Source organism: Tenacibaculum sp. MAR_2009_124 (assembly GCF_900105455.1).
GTDB lineage: Bacteria > Bacteroidota > Bacteroidia > Flavobacteriales > Flavobacteriaceae > Polaribacter.
In genome coordinates, this window is record NZ_FNSF01000005.1 from 865,529 (window position 1) to 882,820 (window position 17,292).

Here is a 17,292-nt window from a genome sequence, read left to right on the forward strand (position 1 = left end):
TTACTATAAAGACAATAATCACATTTTATTGTTACAGTTATTAAGTTTAACGCGTAATTAACTCGAAATCGAGGTGTTTTCGTTCTAAATCAGTGTGTTTTACTTTAACTACAACTTCATCTCCCAATTGAATCATATTCTTGGTAGCCTGTCCAACAACAGCATATTGTTTCTCATCAAAAATATAATAATCATCTTTTATATCTTTAATTCTCACCATACCTTCACATTTATTAGAGACAATCTCAACGTATATTCCCCATTCTGTTACTCCAGAAACAACACCATCAAATTCTTCATTTTGATGATCTTGCATATATTTAACTTGCATATATTTAATAGAATCACGCTCAGCTTTTGACGCTAATTCCTCCATTTTTGAAGAGTGTTTACAACGTTCTTCATAAATTTCAGCCTTTGGCGTACTTCCAGCATCTAAATAATGTTGGAGAAGTCGATGTGTCATGACATCAGGATATCTACGTATTGGAGAAGTAAAATGAGAATAATAATCGAATGCTAATCCATAATGACCAATATTTTGCGTTGTATATTCAGCTTTACTCATTGATCTTATTGCTAACGTTTCTACCATATTAGCTTCACCTTTTCCATGCACATCACTCAATAATTTATTCAAACTTTGAGATGTTTTTTCTCTGGATTCGGTGTTAATCTTATACCCGAATTTACTAATAATATTCTGCAATGATGCCAATTTTTCAGTGTCCGGCTCGTCATGAACACGGTAGATAAATGTTTTGTTAGTCGCTTTTCCTTTCGTAAATCCAATGAATTCTGCTACCTTCCTATTGGCCAATAACATAAACTCTTCAATTAACTTATTAGCATCCTTCGCTTCTTTAAAGAACACACCTATTGGATTCGCTTTTTCATCAAGATGAAACTTAACTTCTACTTTATCAAATGAAATAGCACCTTCCTTCATTCTCTTTTTTCGAAGAATTTTAGCTAATTCATCCAGTTTTAATGTAGCGTCAACAATAGCATCATCAACCACATATGATTCTCCTGTTAAAGAAATTTCTTTTGGTATAACATTTCCTTTTGTTTCGATAATTACTTGAGCTTCTTCATAAGCAAAACGCTTATCAGAATACGTTACGGTACGACCAAACCATGTATTCACTATTTCGGCTTTTTGATTTATCTCAAATACAGCTGAAAAGGTTAGTTTCTCTTCGTTAGGTCTTAATGAACAAACACCATTAGATAGCATTTCCGGTAGCATAGGAACCACGCGATCCACCAAATAAACAGAAGTTGCTCTATCATAAGCTTCATCATCTAGTTTTGTTTTTGGTTGAACATAATGTGAAACATCCGCAATATGAATTCCTATTTCGTAATTACCATTATCTAACTTAGTAAAGGATAAAGCATCATCAAAATCTTTTGCATCTTTAGGATCAATAGTAAAGGTTAAATCCCCTCTCATATCTCTCCTTTTCAAAATTTCTTCTTTAGTTATTTCAATTGGAATTTCTTTAGCTTCCTCTTCAATTTCACTCGGAAAATCATGTGGTAAACCATATTCCAACAAAATAGAATGTATTTCTGTATCATGCTCACCAGGTTTTCCTAAAACTTGTGTTATTTTACCAAAAGGGTTTTTAGAATTCTCTGGCCAATCGGTAAGTTTTGCTAACACCTTATCTCCATGACTTGCGCCATTAATTTTACTTTTCGGAATAAAAATATCGGCATACATTTTATTGTTATCTGGTAATACAAAACCAAAGTTTTTACTCATTTGTAAAACTCCTACAAACTCCTGTTTTGCACGTTCAATAACTTCAACAACATCAGCCTCTATTTTATTACTTCTTCGTTTTTTATAAACATAAGCTCTAACAAGATCGTCATGTAAAGCATGTCCTAGATTTACTGATGGTACAAATATATCTTCTTCAAAATCATCACACATAAAATAAGCATTACCATTTGAAGTTGCATCTAACTTACCTATATGATATTTTCTATCTTCATTTATTTGATACTTTCCACGTTCAATTTCAATAATCTTCTGGGTAGTAGCTAACTCAGTAAGTTTTTTAATAATTATATTTTTTCCTTCTGAATCGTTTATTTCTAATTGTGAAGCAATTTGTTTATAGTTGTAGTGCTTGTTGCTATCTTTATTAAGAATCTTTAATATTCTGCGTCCAAGATCTTTAATTACTCTTCCTTTTTTCTTTGGTATTTTTTTCTTTCTAGTCATTAATCTAACTTCTTATAATTTTTAGCAAAATACAAATAAATTTATTGTATAAACTATTAAAAATTCGTTATGAAATGTTTTTCGTACTTTACTATTTCAACTTGAAATATACAACATGGCAAACAAATGGTATGTTATAGCAAACCCTAATGCTGGCAACAAAAAATTAAAGTCATTAAAAACCAAAATTAAGTACCAATTTGAACATTATAATATTAAATATACTTTTAAAATAACCACCCATCATAAACATGAAATTGAATTAGTACATATAGCTGTAAAACAAGGGTACACACATTTTGTTTCGGTTGGAGGTGACGGTACACTTCATTATATTGTTAATGGAATTATGACGCAAAACATCATTTCTTCCCATAAAATTGTAGTAGGTGTCATTCCTTTAGGTACTGGAAACGACTGGGTTAAAACTTATAATATTAGTAAAAATATACAAAAAGCAGTAGAACTCCTAAAAAAATTGAATACTACCCACCAGGATATAGGATATCTAGAACTAAAAAACACGTCACGTTATTTTAATAACGTTGCTGGAATTGGTTACGACGGTTATGTTGTTAATAAACTTAACAGATTAAAACTTTTAGGATCTATAGCATATTTACTTAGTGGTATATCGGGCATGTTGTGTTATAAGAAAAACAATTATGACATCGTCATTAACAATGAAACCCTAAAAGAAAAGTGTTTAATGGTTTTATTTGGTATTTGTCAATATTCTGGTGGTGGAATGAAATTAACGAATTACACGGCTACATCAAAAGGATTATTGGATATTACCATTGCTAAGAACCTGAATTTATACGACTTAATTAAAAATATAAAAAAACTATACAACGGCTCTATAATACATCATGTAAAGGTAAAAACCTATAAAACTACTGCATTGTTAATAACTCCGAAATCTACTGAAATAAATAGCTATATAGAAGCCGATGGTGAAATTGTTGGTACAGGAGAAGTTAAAGTTTCAATTCACAAAAACGCTATTCAATTTGTAATTAACGAATCTTCTTAAAAATCAATACGTTAAAAAAATCTTAATAAAAATGTAACGTTTCTTAAAATATATCGTCTTTATTATATAACCCACTACAATGAAAAACTTACGAAAAATAATAGCATTATTCCTACTTATCTTTATAACAGGTATTGTTGTGACTATCGTTAGTATCAATGTTACACTAAAAAAAACGGTTACACAGAAACATATACAGCATAAAGACAGCGTTCACCTAACAAAGAAAAGTTTCTAGTACTTTATTTAATTTAACTAATCAATAGAACCGATACTTACTCGTTTGAAATAATATCAATCTCAAACATCAAGAGCTATGAAGTAAATCGGTTCTTTTCACGCTTACAACAGATTTCAACACACACTTTATAAATATTAATACTTTGTAAAAGGTATTTTACTTGTTTAACAAATAAGCAGCGTAAATTTACAATGAAGACATTAGTATTCCAAAATTCAATGTTATTAACACTTAATATTATTATACTAAAGAATTTTTAAAATTTAAAAAAAGAAATAATGGTTATAATAGTATGTGAATATGTAGAGTAAAAAAGTGAATGTATAATTGTTTTTCTCATTTATTAAAAACGATTAACAAGTTGTTAGTTATTAAATGGTTTAAAATTAAGAGTATATTAGAGTTATTAACAATACTTATAAACAGAAGTTCACTCTGTTTTATGGAATAAAAATTGAAAATACGTTGTAAATAAATTGTAAATTATTTGTTGATAAATGTTCATTAAAAACTTAAAAAAAAAGTTGCTCAATTCAATATAGATCTTGTATTGTAAAAAAAAAGGAGAATAACAAAATTACTTTTTAAATTATACTACTAGTTCTTAACATTTACGTAATATAGGATAAACACTTTAAAACAAGAGGATTATTAAGAGTTGAAAAAAAAGCATTGTTAATTACTGTTGATAACCGTTAATAACCCTATTTTTGTACCTCACAACTGAATTAAAATCAATAAATTATGACAATAGCAATTGGTAATGACCATGCAGGTACCGATTATAAGTTTGAAATCGTAAAATATTTGGAAGAGCAAGGCCATAAAGTTATCAATTTTGGTACCAATGATAGCAATAGTATGGATTATCCTGATGCTATTCATCCAACTGCAGAAGCTGTTGAAACTGGACAAGCAGAAATGGGAATAATATTATGTGGAAGTGGAAATGGAGCTCAAATGACTGCGAATAAGCATCAAGGAGTTAGAGCTGCTTTATGTTGGAATAATGAATTGGTTGAATTAACCCGTCAACATAATAATGCGAACATTTTAACGATTCCAGCACGTTTTGTATCATTACAGCAAGCACTAGGCTTTGTAAAGGTATTTTTGACAACTGAATTTGAAGGTGGTCGTCATGAAAATAGAGTAAATAAAATAGCTTGTAGTCTTTAATGAATTTTGTAGTCAAAACATTTTCTCAATTAACAACATCTGAATTATACGGAATACTACAACTTCGTTCAGAGGTTTTTGTAGTAGAGCAAGATTGTGTATATCAGGATATTGATGGGAAAGATCAAAAAGCGTTGCATGTAATTGGAACTAAAGAAGGTAAAATTCTTGCTTATACACGCTTATTTGATAGTAAACAGTATTTTGATACACCAAGTATAGGTAGAGTTGTTGTTTCTGAATCACAGAGAAAATATGGATATGGACATGATTTAATTAAAGCTTCTATTGAAGCTGTTCATAACTATTATAAAACTAAAGAAATTACAATATCAGCACAAACTTATTTGTTGAAATTTTATACTTCTCATGGTTTTGTTGCTTTTGGTGAAGAATACTTAGAGGATGGTATACCGCATGTTCGAATGCAAAAAAAATAAAAAAAGCTTCCTAATTTTAGGAAGCTTTTTTCGTTTAAGAAACTAGTATTTCTTTATGATATTCTATTAAATTGTCAATTGGTTTTGCTATAATTCCGGTAATTTGAACGTCATTTTTTTCTGCTTCTTCTCTCAATAAATCACCAAAATAATAAGCTATAGACCCTATAAAATATATAGGAGTGTCTTTACTTTTGTTATAGTTTAATACATGAAATAGGAAAAACTTTTTAAAACCATTCATCACTAACTTTCTGATATATGCATTTTCCTGGTGATTAAACATGAATTTAGCAAAGGAAGCTAAATACTTATTTGGATTATCTACTTTATATAAATTAAATTTAATAACATCAGGAGTTAAATCAAACTCATCATTAAAAACAGTAGCGATATCGTCTGGCATTTTTTTGTAAAAATAATCTCTTACCAAACGTTTACCAAAGTAATTACCACTAGCTTCATCCATAATAATATATCCTAGTGAAGGCGCTATACATTCAACAGTTTCACCATCATAATAGCAACTGTTGGCACCTGTTCCCAAAATACAAACAATAGCTTTTTCATTTTTTGCAGAGGCATATACAGCTCCTAAAATATCTTCTTCAACAGTAATTTTTTTCGTGTTTTTAAAAAAACTCTCGAAAATTTCCGTTAAAATTTTTATTGGAGAAGAGGTTCCAAGTCCAGCACCATAAAAGTAAATTTCTGAAATTGAATCTTTATATTGTTTTAATTCAGAAGAGCTTTCTAATCGAGATTGTAATTCTAAAGAAGAAACAACATTAGGATTTAGTCCTAAAGTACTCGTTCTGAATATTTCATTTTTATCGTTATCTATGGCTACCCAATCAACTTTAGTTGAGCCTCCATCTGCTACTAAAATCATTATTTACAGTTTAATAGGTTTTAAATAATTGAAATTAATTTCTAATAATTTGTTAATTATTTTGAAATCTCTTTATATGATTTACATAAAAAGCATACAAAGATTTCAAATATAAAAATATGTTTACAAATAACTTAGTTTTTAGTAAGTATAACCGATAATCAACTTACGAAAACGTTTTTTATTTCATTTTTTATTGAAATGGAGGGGGAGTTTTAGTTAGGAAACCGAATTTATTCGTGTGAATAGTATCAATAATGTTAATTTTAGAAAATAAATGAGGTGATTTTTTACCAAGTAGACTTCTGGTAACTTTTAAAATTAATATATTTTAAGAAGTGTATTTGTATTTTTTTTAAAAGTGAAAAACTACCAAAATATTTTGAACAAATAATAGTAAGTTTTTTATAACTTAGCATCTCTTATTTTTATTTAAAAGTTTTTAGCAGATTTTATGGCAGCAGATAAAGAAAAAGAAGCGAAATTAAAAGCGCTTCAACTTACCCTAGATAAGTTAGATAAAACCTATGGGAAAGGTACAGTAATGAAATTAGGTGATAGTCAAATTGAAGATATAGATGCAATTTCATCAGGATCATTAGGATTAGATTTGGCTTTAGGTGTTGGTGGATATCCAAGAGGAAGGATTATTGAAATTTACGGTCCAGAATCTTCGGGTAAAACTACCTTAACAATACATGCAATTGCTGAGGCTCAAAAGAGTGGAGGTATTGCTGCTTTTATTGATGCTGAACATGCTTTTGATCGTTTTTATGCGGAGAATTTAGGTGTTGATGTTGATAATTTGATTATTTCACAACCAGATCATGGAGAGCAAGCTCTTGAAATTGCAGATAACTTAATTCGTTCTGGGGCTATTGATATTGTTGTTATTGATTCAGTAGCGGCATTAACTCCAAAATCGGAGATTGAAGGTGAAATGGGAGATTCTAAAATGGGTCTTCATGCACGTTTAATGTCTCAAGCATTACGTAAATTAACAGCAACAATTAGTAAAACAAATTGTACTGTTATGTTTATTAATCAGTTACGTGAAAAAATTGGAGTAATGTTTGGGAATCCAGAAACAACCACTGGAGGTAACGCTTTAAAATTTTACGCATCTGTTCGTTTAGATATTAGAAGACGTACACAAATTAAAGATGGTGATAGAGTAGTTGGTAACAGTACCAAAGTTAAAGTTGTGAAAAATAAAGTAGCACCACCGTTCCAACAAGCAGAATTTGACATTATGTATGGTGTAGGAATTTCGAAAGTCGGTGAAGTATTAGACATTGGTGTAGACTACGGAATTATTAAGAAAAGCGGTTCTTGGTTTAGTTATGGTGATACTAAATTAGGTCAGGGTAGAGATGCTGTAAAGGGTATTATTAAAGATAATCCTGAATTAATGGAGGAACTTGAGAATAAAATTATAGAAGCAATTGAAAATCAGGAATAACAACTTATATCAATCGAATTTTTGAAATAATGTATTACTTAATATTAATTCATATATATTATTTTAATGTTTAATTGGTATTATATTTAAATTAAAAGTTTCAACTATTACTACAAAAAGCAGCTTATAAACATAAGCTGCTTTTTTCGTATTTTAAATTGTCAATTTATGACAAAAACCTAAATAATAAGTCGAATTACATTTGTATCATGGAAACAAAAGAGTTTTATAAATACCGGTTGCAACAAGTAGTTTCCTATTTAAGAACCAGCTACAATTTAAAAATTTCAATACAAGAGTTGGAAAATTTGTCGAACTTTTCATATAGAAATTTACAGAGAGTATTTAAGGGATATTATGGTGAAACCATAGGTGCTTATGTAACACGAATTAAATTGGAAAATGGAGCAAAAAAATTACTGTTTACTTCGGAAGAAATTAAAATTATAGCTGAAGAAATTGGTTATGCCGATGTTCAAACCTTCAGTAAATCGTTTAAAAAGCATTTTGGTATTTCACCTGCTGTTTATCGAAGTAAAAAAGAAAATTTATTTCGAAATAATAAGATAATTGAAAAACAAACAATGCCTTTTTTTGAGGAAAAAATTACTGTTTTACCTAAAATGGAATTAGTGTACACCACCTTTAAAGGTGATTATTACAGCATAAAAATTGATACTCTTTGGAACGATTTTTTAAACGAAGTTGAAGCTTTAGCAATTGATACAAACAACGTTGAATATTTTGGAATAATTTGGGATGAACCTATAATTTCAGAAGCAATTCATTATAACTATGATGCATGTATTCGGTTTCATTCTATAAATATTTCAAATCAAAAGTTTAGAGTAAAAACACTTAAAGAGCAAAAGTATGCTGTTTTTACCCATGTTGGTCCTTACCAAAGAATTGATAAAACCTATGATAAAATATTTAGTCGATGGTTATTCACAACAGATAAAGAAGTATCCGAGGCTCCTTTTATTGAAAAGTACATTAAGCATGAAGGAAACACAGATGATGTCAGTTTATATGAAACAGAAATTTATATACCTTTAAAAGGCTGATTAACAATCAGTATAAAATGAAAAAAATGAAGTTTATTATTATCATATTAAGTATTGTACTAACCTCTAAATCTTGTGATAAAAAGGAAGATGAATTATTGAGTGAATCGATTAAGGAAAAGGAAATACTTTATTTTAATGGTAAAATATATACAGTAAATTCTCAAATGCCTTGGGCAGAAGCTATAATTGTAAAAGGAAACGAAATTGCATTTGTAGGTTCTTCTCAAGAAGCAGAAGGTAAAATTGGTAAAAGTGTAGAAAGGGTTGATTTGAAAGGAAAACTGGTTTTACCTGGATTTCATGATGTTCATATGCATCCGATGGAAGTAGGTTCGAATACAACAGTTTTTACTTTAAATGAAGATGAAGCTAATGCTGAGAATTACATTTCTGAAATAAAAAAAGCAAGCCGAAGAAATCCCGATATAGATTGGTTGATAGGTTTTGGTCATTCTATCAATACATTGTTAGAATCGGAAAGAAATCCATTACAGATTATAGACGATGCTGTTTCCGATAGACCAGTAATTATTATGGAGCAAACATCACATTCAATGTGGGTAAACTCAAAGGCTTTGGAATTGGCAGGAATTACAAATACTACTGCAAACCCACAAGGAGGAATTATTATGAAAGATGATGGTGATTTGAATGGGATATTGATAGACAATGCTGGAGATATCGTATTTCAACAAGCTTTAAGTGAACTAAATGATACTTATGGAGAATATGATGGAATGGTATCGTATGTATTGCCAGAATTGGCAAAAAATGGAATTACCTCAGTATGTGATGCGAGAACTTATTGGAAAAGAAATCAACATAAAACATGGATTAATTTAGCAAACGATAAAAAGTTAACAGCCCGCTTTAATTTGGGATTGTGGGCATATCCCGATGAAAATGATGAGAATCAATTACGAAGATTAAAGGAGCTTTATAATGTTAATAATGATTTATTAAAAATTAATCAAATAAAACTATATGCTGATGGTATTACACATAATACTACGGCTGCTTTACATAGCGATTATAAAGTGAACTTTTTTGGATTAAACTCAAACAATGGTATTAATTATTTTACCTCAAATAGAATTAAAAAATACATAAAAGAATTAGAAAATATAGGATTTGATTTTCATATACATGCCATTGGAAATAGAGGAATTACCGAAGCTTTGAATGCTATTGAACAAGGAGGAACGAGTAATGGTAGGCATCGATTGACACATGTTGAAATGATTGATGAAAGCGATATTAACAGATTTAAAAGCTTAAATGTTACCGCTGATGCCCAAGTAGCAGGTGATTTTACAAAACCAAATTATTGGCATGAAAATGAGCATTTGGTAGGAAGTACTTTAGCAAATGATTTAATTCCTATTAAAGCATTAAAAGAAGCAGGAGCAAGAATAACATTGAGTAGCGATTGGAATGTTAGTAGTCTAAATCCTTTTATAGGCATTCAAAATGCTGTGATGAGAAGCTTTCAAGATATATCCTTAGAAGAAGCTATTAAGGCTTATACAATTAATGGAGCTTATACCATGCGGCAAGAGGAAAAAGTTGGATCTATTGAAAAAGGAAAATTGGCTGATTTTATCGTATTGGATAAAGATATTTTTTCGATTCCTGTCAATAAAATAAGTACCACAAAAGTTTTAATCACTATTTTTAACGGAAAATTGATTTACAAGAAATAATCGATGATCCAAATATCAGATACTATTCAATTAGAAGAAATTTCTAATGATAATTTCAATGCGCTTTATTCTTTAATGAAAGAAGTTTATCCAGCTGCTTATAGTCATTTTTGGAAAGACGGAGGTAATTGGTATGTTAATAGTCAATATTCGAAAGAGAACATTTTAAAGGAACTCTCCGAGAAGAATGCAGACTATTATTATGTACTTTTCAATGGTGAAAAAGTGGGAAATTTTCGTATTCTTTGGAATAAAGAATTAGAAGGTTTTAGTGAAAAGAGAATAGTTAAGCTTCATAGAATATACTTACATAAAAATGTACAAGGAAAAGGTGTTGGAAAATTAGTGTTGAACTGGTTAGAAGAACAAGCCATGAAAAAGCAATATGAATATATATGGTTAGATGCTATGGATGAACAATCTCAGGCATTCAATTTTTATAAAAGAATGGGGTATCAATACCATTCACATTGCTTTTTAGACTTTGAATTGTTATATGATGAAGTTCGAAAAATGAGTCAAGTTTATAAAAAACTATAAGTTTGGTTTCGTTTTTTACTCCATTATTTGTTTTAGGTGATGTTCTAAATGATCCACATAATCGTTCATTAAAAATCGCAAATCAGAAATTTTTCCTTGATCCAATTCAATCTCGAAGTTTAAATTAGTTTCCGATTGTTGTATCATTAGAGTTTTAATACGATTATTTAAAGAAACCCATAACTGAACAAATTCGTTATGATCAGAGTTTTGATAATCATTAGCTTTAACCAGTGCATCTTGATTGTATTTTCTGATCTTATATGGCTTATCTTCGAATTGAATTTCTGTAAACCGTTGAAGATTATTAATTCCAGAGTCAATTAAATGACCGATATTCTCCTTTTTCGACCAAGTTTTATCATTTAATTTCTTAGACAATTCCTGTTCAGAAGATTTCGAAATATAATCGAATCCTACTTTTATTAAGTTCTCTAATTTAGCAACCGTTTCTTTCAAAAGTATTTCTTTTTAATAGATTTTAAATATGATTTACTAGTACATATTTAAACACCTGTACTCCCAAATCCACCAGCGCCACGCTCAGTTTCATCTAAAGTAGTTACTTGTTCCCATGTAACACGTTCATGTTTAGCAATCACTAATTGTGCTATACGCTCACCGTCATTAATAGTAAAGTTTTCATTTGATAAGTTCACTAAAATCACACCAATCTCTCCGCGATAATCGGCATCTACTGTTCCTGGAGCATTTAATACAGTAATTCCCTTTTTTGCGGCTAAACCACTTCTTGGACGTACTTGAGCTTCAAAACCAATAGGAAGTGCAATAAATAACCCTGTTTTTACTATAGTACGTTCCAGAGGTTTTAAGGTTATAGCTTCCTCAATATTTGCACGTAAATCCATTCCAGCAGATCCTTCAGTTTCATAAGTTGGAATTTCATGTTTAGATTTGTTTATAATTTGTACGTTCATTGCTAAAAATTAAATTATCGATGTCAAAAATACAGGATTTTTTTCATTTGAAATTAGCCTTAGCTTTTCTTAATACCTACCAAGATAATTGTTAGCAAATGAGATATTACCTATTAAAAATTATAAAAATACAGAGATAAATTAATAATGAATTCGAGTAGTAGACCTATTGTAAACAACACGTTTATGTCTGTTGAACGAATTCAATATTTAAGATTTGTTGCAATTGGAATTTTATTTATCAGTATTGTTTCTAATGCAGCTTGTTTAAACGAGTTCATTGTATAAGGTTGATAAACATGCAATTATTACAATTGGGTAGGGAAAAATTACATTTCAGTATATTGAATGATTTTTTTTGAGTGTCGTATGTTAATTTAGTAACATAACTATTAACTTAAAAAAAACATCATGAGAAAAATACTTTTTATACTCTGTATATTCTTTTTTTTTAATGTTTCAGCACAGGAACAAAAAAGGATTAGTGCGTTACAATGGCGGGAAGATTTAAGGTTTTTACAGAAAACGGTTAATAACGATTTTTCTTTTTTATTCAAAAAAACAACAGCCAAGGAGTTTAATACTGCGGTTGAAAAATTACACAATGAAATTCCTGATTTACAAGAGCATGAGATTATTGTAGGGTTTTCTCGAATAGTTTCTCTATTTAAATATGGACACACTTATGTTTCCTACAATCAAAAGTCTTTTAAGTTTTCTCAATTTCCATTCAACTTATATGAATTTAATGACGGGATTTATATTCAAGGAACTCATAAAAATTATTCAAAAGCAGTTGGAGCAAAAGTTATTGAAGTAGAGGGAATGCCTATTTCAGAAGTTCTAGATATAATTGAACCTACTGTTGCAGTAGAGAACTCTCAATTTTTTAAGGCTTATGGAATAAATGATATGCGTTATCCTGAAGTATTGCATGCACAAAAAATTACAAAAAAGCTTCAAAACTCAATAACACTTACTTTAGAAAAGAACGGAGATACTTTTCAACAAAAGTTTACAGTATTATCTAATAAAAAACGTGTACCTACAACCTATGGATATGTGCAGCATAAAAATGATTGGTTAAGTGCTAGAAATCAAGATAGAACGCCATTGTATCTTAAGGATTTAGATAAAATGTATTTTTACGAATACCTATCAAAACAAAAAACAGTTTATGTTAGGCATAGTAGAGTTAGAAATGATGAATCGGAATCGATTGAAGCATTTTACAAACGAGTTTTTGACTTTATAGAAGAGAATGATGTTGAAAAATTAATACTTGATGTTCGTTTAAATGGCGGAGGAAATAATTACTTGGTAAAACCAATTATCACTGGTATTATTGAGAATAAAAAAATCAACCAAAAAGAAAAACTATTCATCATAATTGGTAGAGATACATTTTCAGCTTGTCAAAACCTAGTGAATCGATTAGATACCTATACCAATGCAATATTTGTTGGAGAGGCTACGAGTGAAAACGTTAATTTTTACGGAGATGCAAGCCCTGTTTATTTACCAAACAGTAAAATGAAAGTATTGTTATCATTTGCTTGGTGGCAAGATAAAGCTCCTTGGTCAAATGACGCTTGGTTAACACCTCAATTATCAGTAGACATGAGTTTTGATGAATATAAAAACAACGAAGACCCAGTTTTGAGAGCGGTTCATACATTTAACTCAGAAGGTTTTATATTAAGACCTATGGAGCATATAAGAACATTGTTTAGTAAAGGTGATATGGAAACCTTACAAAAAGACATTGCCAAGATGATGCAAGATTCTAGATATAAATATTTCGATTTTGAAAGAAAATTTATTGATGCTGGAAAACTATTATTAAACCAAGGTCAATATCAACAGGCAATCGGAGTTCTTTATTCAGTAACACAAATGTTTCCAAATTCAGCGAAGGCATGGAAATATTTAGGAGATTGTTATTCTAGAATAGGTAAAATAACTGAAGCTCAAGAATTTTATAAGAAAGCTGAGTCCATAAAATAAAGAAAAACGTATAGTTAATATAAATTTCGATAGAGGATAAACATAAATAAGGCAATAGATTTTCTATTGCCTAGTTTGTGTTTAAAGTTTTAATGGATAAAATATAATAACCTTAAGTTTTAGATTGTAGTTGTCAGATTTATTAATTTCGCATAACAAAACAAACGACTGAATGAAAGACAATAAAAAAATAGCCGTACTCGGAGGCGGAAGCTGGGCAACAGCTATTGTTAAAATGCTTTCTGAAAATCTTGATACCATTGGATGGTATATGAGAAGCGCATATGCTATTGAGCATATAAAAAGAAATAAGCATAACCCAAGTTACCTAAGTTCTGCAGAGTTACACCCCGAACAATTAGATCTATCAGATGATATTGATTCAATAGTTCAAAATTATGATGTACTTATCTTTGCTATTCCTTCGGCCTTTTTAAAATCAGAGTTAGATAAACTTACAGTTTCACTACAAAACAAAATAATTTTTTCAGCAATCAAAGGAATTATTCCAGAAACGGGATTAATTGTTGGAGAGCATTTTCATGATATTCATCAAATACCTTACGAAAATATTGGAGTAATTACAGGACCGTGTCATGCTGAAGAAGTAGCTATGGAACGATTATCTTATTTAACACTTGCTTGTCAAGATGAACAAAAAGCAAAAGATTTAAGCAAGTTTATTGCTGGACGTTATATAAAAACAAAAATTTCAGATGATATTATCGGAACTGAATATGCTGCAATGCTTAAGAATATTTATGCGATAGCAGCTGGTATTGCTCATGGTTTAGGCTATGGTGATAATTTCCAATCGGTTTTAATGAGTAATGCCATTAGAGAAATGAAACGTTTTATTAAGAAAGTTCATAAAATGAAGCGTAATATTAATAATTCGGCATACTTAGGAGATTTGTTAGTAACAGGGTATTCTGTGTTTAGTAGAAACAGAATGTTTGGAAATATGATTGGTAAAGGATATACAGTTAAATCGGCAATGTTCGAAATGAGTATGGTAGCAGAAGGATATTATGCTGCAAATAGTGCCTATAAAATTAAAAAAGAAAACGAAGCCAAAACTCCAATTATTGACGCCGTTTATAATATTTTATATGATAAAAAAGAAGCGAAAGATGAGTTTAAAAAGTTAACAAATAGATTAGATTAAGTTGTTTGCATTTGTACAAAAAACTCTCCTTATGAAATAAGAAGTCCTCATCAATCGCTTCAATATATTATATGTTTTTTAGTATCGTATTGTGAAAATTTCGACAAAATTAGCCTAAAAATCTAAAATACAAATTTTTTTATAAAATATCTTGATTTAAAAATAAAAGTATATTTTTACATTAATGTAATTATTTATTACTTTTAGTTTAAAATTTAACAAATAAAACAAATGTATAATAATGACCTTTTATAGGTATAGCTTGATTTTTAAGCAGTTATGTTTTAATTGTTAAAACTCAATTTAAAGAACCCATGAAAACAATTCAAGAAGCTGTCGAAATAACTATTCGAAAAACACCTTTTATTGAAGAAGCACTCAATGAAAAACTGATTAATGTATCATCACTAGCTCGAGAAATTTTACCTGAAGTTTCAAAACTTTTAAAGAAAGATGTAAAAGTAGGAGCTGTAATGATGGCAATTAACAGGTTATCACCGGTCAATGAATTGCGAATAAGAAAAAATATAAAAAAGTTAGCACTTGATTTAGGAGATGTTATTGTACGATCTGATTTGTGTGACTTTACTTTTAAAAACACACCATCTTTACTTAAAGAAATAGCAAAAATTTTAAGCAAGTCTGCAGATAGTAATGATTACTTTTTAACCGTTTCTCAAGGAATTTTTGAAACGAATATTGTAACAAGTAAAAACTTACAGCCTTATGTAGAAGACATTTTTAAGAGTGAGATATTAATTAATAGTGTAAACGATCTTGCTTCTATTACAATAAAGCTGCCAAAAGAAAACTTAGAACAATCAGGAGTTTATTATTTTATATTAAAACAATTTGCTTGGGCAAATATTGCTGTTCAAGAAGTTATATCTACTACCCATGAAATGACCATTGTTGTTAAGGAACAAGATGTGAATGAAACTTTTGCCATTTTAATGGACTTAAAATTAAACTAATACATGGAAAAAAAAGACCCCATTGCCTCTCTTAGAATAAAAGAGTTTAATATATTTTTATTGGTAAGATTTGCATTGGTGTTCGCTTGGTCCATGCAATTTATACTTGTTGAGTGGCAGGTGTATTCTTTAACAAAAGATCCATGGAGTTTAGGATTAATTGGTGCGTTTGAATTTGTACCAGCGTTTTCAATGGCGCTCTTTGCAGGTCATATTGTAGATCAAAAAGAAAAACGAAATTTATTGGCATGGTGTATTGCTTTTTTTTCATTAATCAGTTTTGGACTTTTCTTTTTAACAAACTCTGATTATGTAGAAGGTTGGAATTCAAAAAATGTGTTATATTCGATTTATGCACTTGTTTTTTTTGGTGGATTTTTGCGTTCGTTTTTCGGACCTACCATTTTCTCTTTAGTGGCATTAATAGTTCCAAAACGCTTGTATCCAAATGCAGCTACTTGGAGTAGTACTACATGGCAAGTTGCAGGAGTATTAGGTCCTGCTTTTGCAGGATATTCTATTTCTTTAATTGGGGTAAGTAAATCGCTAAGTATTGTTTTCGGATTGGTTTTATTTTCACTTTTTATGGTGTTTTTCATTAAGAAAAAACCAATTTTAAATCATAAAAAAGGAGAATCTATAAAAAAGAGTCTTAAAGAAGGTGTTTCCTTTGTTTTTAAAACAAAAGCCATTCTTGGAGCTATTACTTTAGACATGATTTCTGTGCTTTTTGGTGGCGCTGTTGCTTTATTACCAATCTTTGCTCAAGATATATTGGAAGTAGGAGCCACAGGGTTTGGTGCACTTAGAGCGGCACCTGCTGTTGGAGCTTTTTTAACAATGTTAGTTACAGCATTTATACCTATTAGTAAAAATGCAGGAATGAAACTGTTAACTGCTATTTTCGGCTTTGGAGTTTGCGTGATTATTTTTGGAGCTTCCAAAATATTTTTGGTTTCTTTAATGGCATTATTCTTTTACGGCGTAACCGATGGTGTTTCTATGGTAATCAGACAAACCATTTTACAATTGAAAACACCTGACCATATGCGTGGTAGAGTGGCCTCTGTAAACTCTATGTTTGTTGGATCTTCAAATGAATTAGGAGCTCTTGAAAGTGGCTTAACCGCGAAATTAATGGGAACAGTAACGGCAGTTATTTTCGGTGGAACCATGACCTTAATTACGGTGGTTGCTACAGGGGTATTTAATCCTACACTAAGAAAACTAGATTTATCTAAAGATCTAGAAGAACATGAAAAGTCTGAATAGACAATATTTTTGAAGTTTACTTATTGGCGTTAAACGGATAGTAGCTGTTTTCTAACAAATAATAAATTGATTTTTGTTTTGAATTATTATGATTCATCTTTATGAATGATAATAGTTTCCTAAGTGAG

At 29.8% G+C, this 17,292-nt stretch carries 15 protein-coding genes; 11 read left to right on the forward strand and 4 right to left on the reverse strand.

Features of this window, described 5'->3' with window-relative positions:
* Positions 1-46: 46 nt before the first annotated feature.
* Positions 47-2,242 carry a ribonuclease R gene (gene rnr / locus BLW23_RS14465; RefSeq protein WP_093671053.1) on the reverse strand — a complete coding sequence of 732 codons (2,196 nt, stop codon included), beginning with the start codon at positions 2,240-2,242 and terminating at the stop codon, positions 47-49.
* A 115-nt stretch (positions 2,243-2,357) separates the two neighbouring features.
* Here rnr and BLW23_RS14470 point away from each other — a divergent pair, with 115 nt between their 5' ends.
* The 3 genes from BLW23_RS14470 to BLW23_RS14480 all read left to right on the forward strand — a co-directional run bounded on the left by BLW23_RS14470 (position 2,358) and on the right by BLW23_RS14480 (position 5,138).
* Positions 2,358-3,278: a diacylglycerol/lipid kinase family protein gene (locus BLW23_RS14470; RefSeq protein ID WP_093671056.1), complete on the forward strand. Its 921-nt coding sequence runs from the start codon at positions 2,358-2,360 to the stop codon at positions 3,276-3,278.
* A 985-nt stretch (positions 3,279-4,263) separates the two neighbouring features.
* Positions 4,264-4,698, forward strand: a complete 435-nt coding sequence (rpiB, locus tag BLW23_RS14475) for a ribose 5-phosphate isomerase B (protein WP_093671058.1) — start codon at positions 4,264-4,266, stop codon at positions 4,696-4,698.
* Entirely contained in the window at positions 4,698-5,138 is a 441-nt protein-coding gene (locus BLW23_RS14480; protein ID WP_093671060.1) for a GNAT family N-acetyltransferase, read from the forward strand. Before rpiB ends, BLW23_RS14480 begins: the two co-directional genes overlap by 1 nt.
* A gap of 34 nt (positions 5,139-5,172) precedes the next feature.
* Here the strand turns inward: BLW23_RS14480 and BLW23_RS14485 are convergent, their stop codons facing one another.
* Positions 5,173-6,030, reverse strand: coding sequence for an N-acetylglucosamine kinase (locus BLW23_RS14485; protein WP_093671062.1), 858 nt, complete (start codon positions 6,028-6,030; stop codon positions 5,173-5,175).
* Positions 6,031-6,484: 454 nt separating this feature from the next.
* Between BLW23_RS14485 and recA the strand changes: the two genes are divergently transcribed.
* The 4 genes from recA (at position 6,485) to BLW23_RS14505 (ending at position 10,805) form a co-directional block, all read left to right on the forward strand.
* Positions 6,485-7,492, forward strand: coding sequence for a recombinase RecA (recA, locus tag BLW23_RS14490; protein ID WP_093671064.1), 1,008 nt, complete (start codon positions 6,485-6,487; stop codon positions 7,490-7,492).
* Between the two features lie 209 nt (positions 7,493-7,701).
* Complete coding sequence (locus BLW23_RS14495) at positions 7,702-8,559, forward strand: AraC family transcriptional regulator (RefSeq protein WP_093671066.1); 858 nt, start codon at positions 7,702-7,704, stop codon at positions 8,557-8,559.
* Between the two features lie 26 nt (positions 8,560-8,585).
* On the forward strand, positions 8,586-10,265 hold the full coding sequence (locus BLW23_RS14500; protein WP_218134057.1) for an amidohydrolase: 1,680 nt from the start codon (positions 8,586-8,588) through the stop codon (positions 10,263-10,265).
* Between the two features lie 3 nt (positions 10,266-10,268).
* Positions 10,269-10,805 (forward strand): GNAT family N-acetyltransferase, encoded by a 537-nt coding sequence (locus tag BLW23_RS14505; protein ID WP_093671070.1) that lies wholly within the window; start codon positions 10,269-10,271, stop codon positions 10,803-10,805.
* Between the two features lie 15 nt (positions 10,806-10,820).
* On the opposite strand, the gene BLW23_RS14510 is transcribed toward BLW23_RS14505, so the two are convergent.
* Positions 10,821-11,264: a DinB family protein gene (locus tag BLW23_RS14510; RefSeq protein WP_093671072.1), complete on the reverse strand. Its 444-nt coding sequence runs from the start codon at positions 11,262-11,264 to the stop codon at positions 10,821-10,823.
* Positions 11,265-11,311: 47 nt separating this feature from the next.
* The gene (gene dut, locus BLW23_RS14515) at positions 11,312-11,743 is read right to left on the reverse strand and encodes a dUTP diphosphatase (RefSeq protein ID WP_093671074.1); all 432 of its coding nucleotides are present in this window, start codon (positions 11,741-11,743) and stop codon (positions 11,312-11,314) included.
* Between the two features lie 411 nt (positions 11,744-12,154).
* Here dut and BLW23_RS14520 point away from each other — a divergent pair, with 411 nt between their 5' ends.
* From BLW23_RS14520 to BLW23_RS14535, 4 genes are all read left to right on the forward strand, one after another.
* Positions 12,155-13,750, forward strand: a complete 1,596-nt coding sequence (locus tag BLW23_RS14520; protein WP_093671076.1) for a tetratricopeptide repeat protein — start codon at positions 12,155-12,157, stop codon at positions 13,748-13,750.
* A gap of 172 nt (positions 13,751-13,922) precedes the next feature.
* A complete protein-coding gene (locus tag BLW23_RS14525) occupies positions 13,923-14,918 on the forward strand; it encodes an NAD(P)H-dependent glycerol-3-phosphate dehydrogenase (protein ID WP_093671078.1) in 996 nt (331 codons plus the stop codon).
* 314 nt (positions 14,919-15,232) lie between these two features.
* Positions 15,233-15,892 carry a hypothetical protein gene (locus BLW23_RS14530; protein ID WP_093671080.1) on the forward strand — a complete coding sequence of 220 codons (660 nt, stop codon included), beginning with the start codon at positions 15,233-15,235 and terminating at the stop codon, positions 15,890-15,892.
* Between the two features lie 3 nt (positions 15,893-15,895).
* Positions 15,896-17,164 (forward strand): MFS transporter, encoded by a 1,269-nt coding sequence (locus BLW23_RS14535; protein WP_093671082.1) that lies wholly within the window; start codon positions 15,896-15,898, stop codon positions 17,162-17,164.
* Positions 17,165-17,292: the final 128 nt, after the last annotated feature.